We start from the raw sequence: 11,640 nt of genomic DNA, 5'->3' as shown, positions 1-11,640 counted from the left end.
TCCCACGGCTGCATCGGCCGTTGCCGTTTGCGGCACCTTGTGGAGAAGGACATGTCGCTCGGGAGCTTCTCCAATTCGATTGAAGAGAATTCAAAAAAGTTGCGCACAAAAAAGGCCGCTCGAAGCAGCCTTTTTCGTCTGATTCAAATGCACTTACGGACGGTTATCAATCGCCCCTTCCTTCTCCGGCAACAGAAGATCCGCGCGGCTGATCCCCAACCGATAGGCCAATGCGCTGGCGACGTAGATGGACGAATAGGTCCCCACCACGATGCCGACAATCAAGGCCAGAGCGAAGTTCCGAAGCACTTCTCCACCCCATATGGCCATCGAAATACAGGCCAGTAAGGTTAGGAAGGAGGTCATCAGGGTACGGCTCAGCGTTTCGTTGATGGACAGGTTGATGACGTCCAAAACCTCGCCGCGCCTGATTTTCCGGAAGTTTTCGCGAATTCTGTCGAATACCACAATGGTGTCGTTGAGCGAATAGCCCAAGATGGCTAGGACGGCGGCCAGTACGCTCAGATCGAAGTCCAACTGCAGAATGGAAAACACGCCCAGGATTACGGTGATATCATGCATGGTGGCCAGAATCGCACCGAACGAAAAGCGATATTCGAAACGCCACGCGACATAGACCAGAATCCCGAGTATCGCCAATAGCAAGGCGACCACGGCGCTTTCGGCGAGGTCTTCGCCCACCTGGGGTCCGACGAATTCGATGCGATGGAGTTCGGCTTGAACCTCCGGATTCTTGCGGAGCGCCTCCATGACTCGCGTCCTCAGATCGGTGCTCGTGATTTCCGCTTGCGGGGCGAGACGGATCAGAACCTCCTTGGACGTTCCGAAATGTTGCACTATCGGATTGGCGAAACCGGCTTCTTTCAGCTGCTGACGCACCTCCTCGAGATTCGCCGGTTCCTGATAACCGACTTCGACAATGGTGCCGCCGGTAAAATCGATGGCGAAGTTCAAGCCTTGCCAGCCAAGTGCGATGATCGACGCGAGGCTGACCACGGCGGACAGGACAACCGCAGGCACGCGCCAGCGCATGAAGTCGATTGCGTAGCCGCGAGTATTAGTATCGGACACTGATCAAATCTCCTGAATTCTTTATATCGGACTCAGATCCACAGTTTGGCGACTCGCCGCTGGCCGTAGACGAAATTGACCAGCATCCGCGTACACATCACCGCGGTGAACATCGACGTCAAAATCCCGATCGTCAAGGTCACGGCGAACCCCTTCACGGGACCAGAGCCGATACTGAACAACATGATCGCCGCAAGAAGCGTCGTGATATTGGAGTCGAAAATGGTGCCGAACGCGCGCTCGAATCCGGCGTAAATACTGGACTGAATGGAATTGCCGTTACGCAGCTCCTCCTTGATGCGCTCGTAAATGAGCACGTTGGCGTCTACTGCCATACCTATGGTCAGGGTGATGCCTGCGATACCCGGCAAGGTCAATGTCGCTTGGAGCAACGACAGAATCGACAAAATCAAAGCGACATTAAAGAGCAAGGTGATATTGGCGATGATCCCGAACACCTTGTAATAGAGGATCATCACAGCAGCAATCAGGGCAAAACCGATGATGAACGAACGGGTACCCTGCTCGATATTTTCCTTACCCAAGCTGGGGCCGACGGTTCGTTCCTCGACGATGTCCACCGGCGCGGCCAAAGCTCCTGCACGCAGCAGCAAGGCCAGATTGCGCGCCTCTTCGGTACTATCCAGACCGGTAATTTGGAAGCGCTTGCTGAAGCGGTCCCGAATGGTCGCGACGTTGATGACCTCCTCGACCTTTTTCTTGGTGGCCACCTTCCGGCCTTCCACTTCTCTGGTTTCCGTCTTGGTTTCGATATAGACGACCGCCATCGGCTTGCCGATGTTCTCGCGCGTAACATCGGCCATTTTGCGCGCGCCTATGCCGTTCAGTGTCACGAACACGGCCGGAGAACCCGACTGAGAATCGAGCCCGGAGGAAGCATCCACGATCTGATCGCCGGTCACGATGATCTTACGCTGCAGCAAGATGGGCCTGCCGCTTCGATCCTGGTAGAGCCTGGCGCCCAACGGCGTCTTGCCCTCTTCCAGGCCTTGGGCGCTGTGCTCGGTATCCACCAGGCGAAACTCCAGCGTCGCGGTGGCCCCCAGAATCTCCTTGGCGCGGGCGGTATCCTGGACGCCGGGGAGCTGTACCACGATGCGGTCTTCGCCCTGCTGCTGAATCACCGGCTCGGCGACGCCAAGTTCGTTAATGCGATTACGCAAGGTCGTGATGTTTTGCGCCACAGCCAGACGACGGATCTCCCGGCGTTCGGGTTCCGACAATCTGGCGCGCATCACGGTGCCGTCCTCGCCGAGCTCCAAACCGCGAAGTTCTCGCTGCATGACATCCCTGGCCTGGGCCAGCGTTTGGCCGTCCGGGAACTTCACTTCGATGGTCTGGTTACTTCTATCGACGGAGAGATAACGGATTTTGCTTTCGCGCAAAAGTGAACGAATGTCTTCCGCATAACGCTCTTCAGCCTGGCGGACGGCCGCGTCCATATCCACCTGCATCAAAAAGTGCACGCCGCCCCGAAGGTCCAATCCCAGATACATGGGTTGGGCGCTGATCGCTCTGAGCCAATCCGGAGTCGACGGCGCGAGGTTGAGTGCTACCGTATAGTTATTTCCCAGCGATCCGGTGAGCAAATCGGCCGCTTTGAGCTGGGTCTCGGTTTCGGTAAAACGCACCAGAAGCCGCTTCTCAGACAATTCCAACGACTTCGGTTGCATCCCGGCGTCGGTCAGCAGTTTTTCGACTTGAACACGAGTAGCTTCGTCCAGCTTAGCGCTCCGCAAAGGCGAAAGCTGAACGGACGGATCCTCGCCGAAAAAATTGGGCAGCGAGTAAATCGTCGCCAACACCAATACGGCGATAATCAGAAGGTTTTTCCAAAGTGGAAAGCGGTTTCGCATGATAGCTGCCTATGAGGCGTGATGCTCGGTATAGTGCATCCGCCGTTGAATTAACTTGCTTAGCCGTTTTATTTTTCGGCCTTTTTCTTAGCCTTGTAGGTACCCTTCGGCATCAGTGATGCTATGGCATGGCGCTGAACGTATACGTAGGTGTTATCAGCCACTTCCAACTGAACGAAGTTATCGTCCAAATCCGCTACTCTACCCAGCAGCCCGCCATTGGTCACGACTTCGCTCCCTTTGGTCAGCGACTGGATCATTCTTTTTTGCTCTTTCGCCCGTCTTTGCTGCGGGAGAACGAATAAGAAAAAGAAAATCAGCAATATAGCCAGCGGTAGAATAAGACCAGCCAACCCCGGCTCTTGCTGGGCCGGCGCGGCTTGAGCAAATGCGTCGGAAATGAAGAAACTCATATTTGGTCCTTGCTTATCTTTCTTTTAAAACGCGGCATTATTACACAAAACCTCGCCTTTTCCTCGTTGCTCATAAAACCGGGCAACGAATTCACTCAGCCTGTTGTCCTCGATCGCTTGCCTGAGGCCGGCCATAAGCTCCTGGTAATAGTAAAGATTGTGTATGGTATTCAACCGAGACCCTAGAATTTCGCCGCATTTGTCCAAATGGCGGAGATAGGACCGGCTGAAATTTCGGCAGGTGTAGCAACGGCATTCGTCATCCAGCGGGCGGGTATCGTTCTGATAGCAACTGTTGCGGATGCGGATTGCGCCATGACGCGTGAACAGATGACCGTTGCGGGCATTACGTGTCGGCAGAACGCAGTCGAACATATCGATGCCGAGCCGCACCGCCTCGACGATGTCCTCTGGAGTACCGACTCCCATCAAGTAACGGGGTCTATCGGATGGCATGTTCGGCAACAGCGAATTCAAAATGCGCGCCCGGTCTTCCTTGGGTTCGCCCACGGAAAGACCGCCGATGGCATACCCGTCGAATCCGATATTCTTCAAGCCCTCTACCGACTCGAACCGGAGTTCTTCGTAGACGCCGCCTTGAACGATACCGAACAAAGCCGACGGATTACCCTCATGCGCATCTTTGCTCCGTTCGGCCCAGCGGAGCGAAAGACGCATGGAATCGGCGGCTTGCTCGTAACTAGCGGGATAAGGAGTACACTCGTCGAAGATCATCACGATATCCGAACCCAAGTCCCGCTGAACCGCCATCGATTCCTCGGGGCCCAAAAACGTGACGCTGCCATCCACCGGCGAGCGAAACCGGACGCCGGCCTCGGTAATCTTGCGCATAGCACCTAAGCTGAACACCTGAAATCCACCGGAGTCGGTCAGGATCGGGCGATCCCAATGCATGAAATCATGCAGATCGCCGTGGCGGCGGATGACGTCGGTACCAGGGCGGAGCATCAGGTGAAAGGTATTTCCCAGCACGATCTCTGCGCCAAGCTCCTTGAGCTCTTCAGGCGTCATTGCCTTGACGGTGCCGTAGGTGCCGACGGGCATGAATGCCGGAGTCCGCACGTTTCCGCGCGAAAAGATAAGCTCGCCCCGTCGGGCCCTGCCGTCAGTGCTGCTTACGATAAACTCCATCGGATTTTTAGATGTGCAAAAACAAAAGAGGCCTGACTATCTGAAATAGGCAGGCCATCTCGAATCGACGTAATTGGTGCCGATGGTCGGACTTGAACCGACACGACTTGCGTCACCACCCCCTCAAGATGGCGTGTCTACCAATTCCACCACATCGGCTAAACATGGTCTAACAAGGTTGGCTATTTCTCTTGCTCTGCCGGCGGAAGCGTATCGGCGCTATCGGGCAAATCGGCCTTGTCAGTTGCTGGCGGCTCTTCCACTACCGGAGGAAGATCGCGTTGAGACGGGTCCAAACCAGGACCATCAATGATATCAACTTGTTTATTATCCTGTTTATCTGCCAAGTACGCAAGACTCAAACTGGTCACAAAAAACAGTGTAGCCAGCACCGCGGTCGTGCGAGACAAAAACGAAGCTGCGCCCCGTGCACCGAACAGGCTATTAGACGCTCCACCGCCAAAGCCCGCTCCGGCATCGGCGCCCCGGCCTTGCTGAAGAAGCACCAATCCGATGACCGCCAAGGCGACCACGACATGAATAATTGTCAATGCCTGATACATAAAAACTTCACCTAAACCGAATGGCATATCGAGAGAAAGGACTCGGCATCCAAGGACGCTTCGCCAATTAATCCACCGTCCACGTCGGGCATACCGAACAAGGTACGGGCATTTTCGGGCTTTACACTACCGCCATATAGAATCCGGACTGAAGCCGATACTTCGGGTTCCCGCTCCGAAATCTTTCGCCGCAAATATTCGTGTATCTCTTGCACTTGCTCGACTGTCGCGGTTCGCCCGGTCCCGACAGCCCAGACGGGTTCGTAAGCGATCACCGCATTTGCCAGCGATTCAACGCCAGCCATATCAAACACCGCCTCCAACTGCTCGTCTATGACAGTAAATGTATTACCCTGTTCACGCTGCTCAAGAGTCTCACCCACGCATAAGATTGGCGTAAGACCGTGATCGAGCGCTTTTTTATAACGCGCAGCCACCAGTTGATTGGACTCTCCGTACCGCAGTCGCCGCTCCGAATGCCCGACGATAGCCAGGTCACACCCGAACTCACGCAACATAGGCGCGGAGATTTCACCCGTATAGGCGCCTTCGTCCTCATCCGCTACATTTTGCGCGCCAAGCAAAATCGCTTTGTTTTCCAACAGTTCGGCTGCCTCGGGTATGAATACATAAGGCGCACATACACCGACCTCTGCCGGAGCGGTTTCCGAAATGCCGGAAAGAATGTTCGTCAGCAATGTTTTTTTACTTTCTCGAGTGCCGTTCATCTTCCAGTTTCCGACGACCAGAGGACGACGAACCATTGAGCGCTCCTTGTTGTAAAACCGTAGAAGCTTAATGACTCAGAGCCTGTTTTTCAAGCTGAAAGGATCTATATTCGGTCTGCGTGCCTGCGCTTATCAAAAAGTTATAAGAATATTCTAGAGTCTTACTCAACATTCTCGGTCTATTGGATTAAGCTCCCACAACTTTTTACAACCAGCCCAGAATTTCGCTCATAGAAAATTGCTATTCACTGGATGAGACTCTCTGGTGGTTCAGTAAACCGAAAGCCTCAGGTAACATCCCCCGATATTGCCCAATGGACATGGGCAAGAGACGTTTCGCTATTTTTCTAAAGCCTTTTAGCGCGACATTACAGCTTTTTACCCCAACGCTTAATCTTTATGCTCGAAAAATGCGATTGGATGGAGCCGAGGCATGATCAAACTTGTTGAGCTACGATATTTCGCCTGCCTGCCTATACTTCACCGCCTAATCTGAGCGATCGTGCATCTGCATTTCCATAGCAGAGGTAGTCGTGCATGAACTGCGTTCAAGCGGAAAACGCCCCTCCCGAATGACGAAAGCTATTCTTTCTCTATTTGGCGAATTTGATTGCCGATGCTGAACCTGAGCCGACGCGCACGGGCGCATTCGCTAGTGCCCGCTCCCGCTCGAACACACCAGTTGCCTACCGGCAGCACACCGATAGCCTTTGGCCGTCTCATCTATGAAGGAAGGATCCACGCACGAATTAGCGCAACCCGTATCGGAAGGTGTCCTAAACAAAGCACATGCTCTTTTCGCGTCGGCGACGGAGAAAATCTATGAATTCGGCAACCCTAGCCCCATCTCAATCGCGAGAACAAAAAAGTTTGGTGATCGCCGCGCTGGGCATCGTATTCGGCGATATCGGTACCAGCCCGCTTTATACACTTAAAGAGTGCTTCGGCGGCATTCTGGCGCTAGAACCAACGCCGGCAAATGTCCTCGGCATCTTGTCGCTTATTTTCTGGGCCATTCTGATCGTCATATCGTTGAAGTACGTCATCTTCATCATGCGAGCGGATAACAAAGGCGAAGGCGGTATCATGGCCCTGATATCCCTTGTCCAGCAGAAGGCGGAAATAAGTACCCGCTTCCGATTTTTACTGATCGGGCTCGGATTGATAGGCGCATCGCTATTTTACGGCGATGGGATGATCACGCCGGCCATCTCGGTCTTGAGTGCAGTCGAAGGACTCAAAGTCCTTCAGCCGGAGCTTCATTCCTATGTGGTTCCGATTTCTCTTGCAGTCCTAATAGGGCTTTTCACTTTTCAACGAAAAGGGACCGCGGGCGTCGGTGCGCTATTCGGGCCGATTATGGCAATTTGGTTCTGTAGTCTCGCAGTTTTTGGCACGCTCAGTTTGATAAAAAGTCCAGCCGTTTTAGCTGCCGTGAATCCGGTACATGCCTTTCACTTCTTTGCAGCGCATGGCTGGCCTTCCGTTTTGATCTTGGGAGCGGTGGTGCTGGCCGTTACCGGCGGCGAAGCATTGTATGCGGATATGGGACATTTCGGCCGCGAACCGATTCGCAAGGCATGGTTTCTGTTCGTCCTTCCGTCACTGATGCTGAACTACTTCGGCCAGGGGGCTCTTCTCATCCAAAATCCGTCGGCGGTTCAAAATCCGTTCTATTTCCTTGTTCCTGGCGGGGCGCTGGTTTTCATGATCGGCCTAGCTACGATAGCCACAATTGTCGCTTCCCAAGCGGTAATTTCTGGAACCTTTTCCCTTACGTCTCAAGCGATTCAGTTGGGCTTCTGCCCTAGGCTCGGCATTCAATACACCTCTGAAGAGGAAAAGGGTCAGATCTACATTCCTTGGATCAACTGGGCATTGATGGTCGCTATCATCGGATTGGTTCTAGGGTTTCAGTCTTCATCCAACTTAGCGGCCGCTTACGGCATCGCCGTCACCGGCACGATGGCCATCGATACGATTTTGGCTTTCGTCGTGGTGTACAGCTTATGGAAGTGGAATCCGATCATTAGCGGCATGCTGGCTTTTGGATTCCTTACCGTCGACTTGGCTTTCTTGGTCGCTAATGCAGCGAAAATTTTTGAAGGCGGATGGTTCCCGTTAGTCATCGGGCTTATCGCCTTTACGCTCCTGACGACATGGAAACGCGGCCGCGATCTTCTCCGGGAGAGCCTACGCGAAGACTCGGTACAAGTTGATCAATTCTTAGCCGAAATCGTCAATAATCCTCCGTTGCGCGTCGCCGGCACGGCCGTATTCATGACGAGCAGCCGCGAAGGCATTCCACCCGCGTTGCTGCATAACCTAAAACACAACAAGGTACTGCACGAGACTGTCGTGCTTATGACTGTCACTACCGAAAACGTTCCCCGCGTAGCTCCCGAAAAACGCCGCGAAATCCGCCGCCTCGGCGCAGGCTTTTTTAGAATCAATCTACATTATGGATTCATGGAAGCGGCCAATATCCCACGAGTCCTTAAATCAAGCAGTCGAGATTTTGACATTGATATCTCGGATACGACCTTTTTCCTCAGCCGCGAAACCATTATTCCCAGCACGGTTCCGAAAATGCCGCTTTGGCGCCTGAAGCTGTTCATCGGCATGTCCCGCAATACGAGCAGTGCTGTAAGTTTTTTCCGGATTCCGCCCGATCGCGTCGTTGAACTGGGCGTACAACGCATGCTGTAATTGAGTTTTAAGCATTTTTACTTAAGGAAGTTTATGGACATTCCCCTTTATTTGAAGGCAATCGTGCTTGGTATTTTGGAGGGAGCCACCGAGTTTCTTCCGATCTCCAGTACCGGTCATTTAATCATTGCCAATGATCTATTGTCTTTCACCGGGGAACGGGCGAAAACGTTCGACATATTTATTCAGCTTGGGGCGATTTGTGCCATCGTTTGGCATTACCGGCAGCGCATTACTCGCGTGTCCGGGTCGCTATTCTCGGATCCAGCCGCATTCCGTTTCGCGCTTAATGTCTTGATCGGGTTTCTGCCGGCAGCTCTACTCGGTCTTTTTCTTCACAAAACCATCAAGACTCAGCTCTTCAACCCGATTACCGTAGCCGGGGCGCTGATACTCGGCGGCCTCGTGATTCTGTTGATCGAAAGCCGGCGCCGGACTCATCATGTCGAGCACGTCGACGAGTTGACCTGGCATGTGGCGCTCAAAGTGGGCTTAGCTCAAAGCCTTGCCTTGTTTCCGGGCGTATCTCGAGCGGGCGCGACGATCATGGGTGGGTTGCTGAGCGGCATGTCACGGTCAGTTGCGACGGAGTTCTCGTTCTTTCTCGCTATTCCGACGATGTTCGCCGCCACTTTCTACGACCTGTACAAGAATCTCGACATCATGAGACCTGAAGATCTGGAGATGTTGGCAGCCGGTTTCGTTGCGGCTTTTTTCAGCGCTTGGCTGGTTATTCGAGCGTTGCTGGCATTCGTCGCCCGACACAGTTTCAAAGCGTTTGCCTGGTATCGAATACTGTTCGGCTCATTGGTATTGGTCTATTTTCTGTCGACGACCGGACTCACTGTTTCGCTCTGATTCAACGATTTCATTGCCCGGTTTCCAACCAGATGCACCCCGAATTCCCATTGTCCCCGGACTTAATCTATTTGAATCATGCGGCCGTGGCACCGTGGCCTTTGCGGACGGCCCTGGCGGTAAGCCAGTTCGCAGAGGAAAACGCCCGATACGGTGCGTCCCGTTACTTGGAATGGGTGAAACAAGAAGATTTATTGCGGGAACAGTTGAGGGACTTGCTCAATGCGCCGTCCACGGACGATATCGCTTTAGTCAAGAACACTTCCGAGGCCATCTCGCTCGTGGCTTTTGGTCTCGACTGGCAACCCGGCGACAATATCGTCTCCAGCAACGAGGAGTTCCCGTCAAATCGAATTCCGTGGCAAGCACTAAGCGATCGAGGAGTGGAGTTCAAAGAGGCAGATCTAAATGCCGCTCGCACGCCTGAAGATGCCTTGTTTGAGCTAGCCGACGAACACACAAAGCTTATCACCGTCAGTTCTGTTCAATACGCTTCGGGGTTACGCCTCGATATGGACAAAATCGGCCGGTTCTGCCGCGACCAAGGGATTTTATTTTGCATTGACGCCATTCAAAGCTTAGGGGCATTGCGTTTCGACGTACAAAGGTGCCACGCAGATTTTGTCATGGCTGATGGTCATAAGTGGATGTTCGGACCGGAAGGGCTAGGTGTTTTTTATACCTCGCCGCGTGCGAGAGGCTTGCTGGGTCTAATGCAATACGGCTGGCACATGGTTGAGAACGCTGGGGATTACGATAACCGGTCTTGGCTTCCGGCACGGAACGCCCGTCGCTTCGAATGCGGCAGCCCCAATATGCTGGGAATACATGCGCTGTCCGCCAGCCTCTCGCTGATATCGGAAACCGGCATCGAAAGGATTGAAACCTTACTGTTGGAGCGAACCGCTTACTTGGTCGAAACGATCATGAATCACCCGGCACTGGAACTTCTCTCATCCAGCGTTTCCGAACGTCGTTCAGGCATCGTGCTGTTCCGCCACCGATCTCTGGAAAACCAACGGCTTTATCAGCACCTGAATCAAAATAGCGTTGTCTGTGCATTACGGGGCGGCGGCATCCGTTTCTCGCCCCATTTCTATACGCCCCTAGATGCGCTCGAACGAGCGGTCGATATCGTGCTACGCGCTTAGGCTCGAGCTCCTGGAAACAACCGATAGAAGTTGTCCGAGCTGAGCTCTGCAACGCGCTCGATAGAAATTCCTTTCAGTTCTGCGACACACTGCGCCACGTGTCTTACATAAAAAGGATAATTCGGTTTTCCACGAAACGGGATCGGAGCAAGGTATGGCGAATCCGTTTCGATCAAGAAACGATCTTCCGGAATCATTCTGGCGACCTCTTGTATCGATTGAGCGTTCCGGAAAGTGACGATCCCCGAGAATGAGATAAAAAACCCCAGATCCAGGACCTGCCGCGCCGTCTCCCAATCCTCGGTAAAACAATGGAACACACCACTGACTTGATCTGCCCCCTCTTCCTTCAGCACCTTGATTGTGTCGTCCTTGGCTTCACGCGAGTGAATAATTAACGGCTTACCAACGATTTTGGCGGCTCGGATGTGTTGCCGAAACCGCTCACGCTGCCAATCCAGGCTGCCCGAACTCCGGTAGTAGTCCAATCCGGTCTCACCGATAGCGACCACCTTGTCATTTTCCGCGAGGACGACAAGCTCTTCGACACTCGGCTCTCTTGAAACCTGCTCGTTAGGATGGACACCAACCGATACTGAGACATCGTCGTATCCATCCACCAAACGGCGCATTTCGGAGTAGCTGTCAAGATCGATGGATACACACAGCATGTGTTCGATCTGCTGCGCTCGCGCTTCTCTCATAAACGAAGCGAACTCACCCTCAAAAGGCGTTAAATCCAGGCGATCAAGATGGCAATGAGAATCTATGAACATAAGGGAAATACTGCGCCCTCTTAAGAAATGGACGAACGTCAACCAAGTTAGCTATCTCTGTTCTCTAGACAGCGCATGTTTGGTCTAGATCCGAGTCTATCTGATACCTGATCAATAGAAAAAAGCCCTCCTTCAGAGAAGGAGGGCTTTTCAGTGCCGACCGTCGGTCGTAAAGCCTTGAGGGCGCCGGGACGCGGCGCCCCCTTGGTCTTACATGAAGGACGGGATCAGCGGAGCGTCGATCTGGGTGACCTGACGGCCGCCCGCATCGTCAAAGAAGAACAACAGACCGGCAAAGCGGCTGTCCGGATCGTAGATGAT

At 53.4% G+C, this 11,640-nt stretch carries 11 protein-coding genes and 1 tRNA gene; 3 read left to right on the top strand and 9 right to left on the bottom strand.

Going from position 1 to position 11,640, the window contains the following annotated elements; genetic code table 11:
* Positions 1 to 153: 153 nt before the first annotated feature.
* The 7 genes from secF to tpiA all read right to left on the bottom strand — a co-directional run bounded on the left by secF (position 154) and on the right by tpiA (position 5,861).
* Positions 154 to 1,092: a protein translocase subunit SecF gene (gene secF, locus ABJK70_RS12830; RefSeq protein WP_347258161.1), complete on the bottom strand. Its 939-nt coding sequence runs from the start codon at positions 1,090 to 1,092 to the stop codon at positions 154 to 156.
* Between the two features lie 32 nt (positions 1,093 to 1,124).
* Entirely contained in the window at positions 1,125 to 2,969 is a 1,845-nt protein-coding gene (secD, locus tag ABJK70_RS12825) for a protein translocase subunit SecD (protein WP_086132783.1), read from the bottom strand.
* Positions 2,970 to 3,037: 68 nt separating this feature from the next.
* Positions 3,038 to 3,382 carry a preprotein translocase subunit YajC gene (gene yajC, locus ABJK70_RS12820; protein WP_077732205.1) on the bottom strand — a complete coding sequence of 115 codons (345 nt, stop codon included), beginning with the start codon at positions 3,380 to 3,382 and terminating at the stop codon, positions 3,038 to 3,040.
* Between the two features lie 24 nt (positions 3,383 to 3,406).
* On the bottom strand, positions 3,407 to 4,534 hold the full coding sequence (gene tgt / locus ABJK70_RS12815) for a tRNA guanosine(34) transglycosylase Tgt (protein WP_133719027.1): 1,128 nt from the start codon (positions 4,532 to 4,534) through the stop codon (positions 3,407 to 3,409).
* A 74-nt stretch (positions 4,535 to 4,608) separates the two neighbouring features.
* A tRNA-Leu gene (locus ABJK70_RS12810) sits at positions 4,609 to 4,693 on the bottom strand.
* A 23-nt stretch (positions 4,694 to 4,716) separates the two neighbouring features.
* The gene (secG, locus tag ABJK70_RS12805; protein ID WP_077732246.1) at positions 4,717 to 5,097 is read right to left on the bottom strand and encodes a preprotein translocase subunit SecG; all 381 of its coding nucleotides are present in this window, start codon (positions 5,095 to 5,097) and stop codon (positions 4,717 to 4,719) included.
* Between the two features lie 11 nt (positions 5,098 to 5,108).
* Positions 5,109 to 5,861: a triose-phosphate isomerase gene (gene tpiA, locus ABJK70_RS12800; protein WP_077732203.1), complete on the bottom strand. Its 753-nt coding sequence runs from the start codon at positions 5,859 to 5,861 to the stop codon at positions 5,109 to 5,111.
* Positions 5,862 to 6,647: 786 nt separating this feature from the next.
* Between tpiA and ABJK70_RS12795 the strand changes: the two genes are divergently transcribed.
* From ABJK70_RS12795 to ABJK70_RS12785, 3 genes are read left to right on the top strand one after another with little or no spacing between them, the layout of a single operon-like run.
* Positions 6,648 to 8,534: a potassium transporter Kup gene (locus tag ABJK70_RS12795; RefSeq protein ID WP_077732202.1), complete on the top strand. Its 1,887-nt coding sequence runs from the start codon at positions 6,648 to 6,650 to the stop codon at positions 8,532 to 8,534.
* Between the two features lie 33 nt (positions 8,535 to 8,567).
* The gene (locus ABJK70_RS12790; RefSeq protein ID WP_077732201.1) at positions 8,568 to 9,392 is read left to right on the top strand and encodes an undecaprenyl-diphosphate phosphatase; all 825 of its coding nucleotides are present in this window, start codon (positions 8,568 to 8,570) and stop codon (positions 9,390 to 9,392) included.
* Between the two features lie 32 nt (positions 9,393 to 9,424).
* A complete protein-coding gene (locus tag ABJK70_RS12785; protein ID WP_347258163.1) occupies positions 9,425 to 10,543 on the top strand; it encodes an aminotransferase class V-fold PLP-dependent enzyme in 1,119 nt (372 codons plus the stop codon).
* Here ABJK70_RS12785 and ABJK70_RS12780 read toward each other — a convergent pair.
* Both ABJK70_RS12780 and ABJK70_RS12775 read right to left on the bottom strand, forming a co-directional pair.
* On the bottom strand, positions 10,540 to 11,319 hold the full coding sequence (locus ABJK70_RS12780) for a TatD family hydrolase (protein ID WP_347258160.1): 780 nt from the start codon (positions 11,317 to 11,319) through the stop codon (positions 10,540 to 10,542). The two genes, ABJK70_RS12785 and ABJK70_RS12780, sit on opposite strands and share 4 nt — an antisense overlap.
* Positions 11,320 to 11,529: 210 nt before the next feature.
* Positions 11,530 to 11,640, bottom strand: a 111-nt coding sequence (locus tag ABJK70_RS12775) for a methane monooxygenase/ammonia monooxygenase subunit B (RefSeq protein WP_347258162.1), incomplete at its 5' end; no start/stop codon positions are given.

Source organism: Methylocaldum sp. (assembly GCF_039794385.1).
Taxonomy (GTDB): domain Bacteria; phylum Pseudomonadota; class Gammaproteobacteria; order Methylococcales; family Methylococcaceae; genus Methylocaldum.
This window is presented reverse-complemented; position numbering and strand designations above follow the sequence as displayed.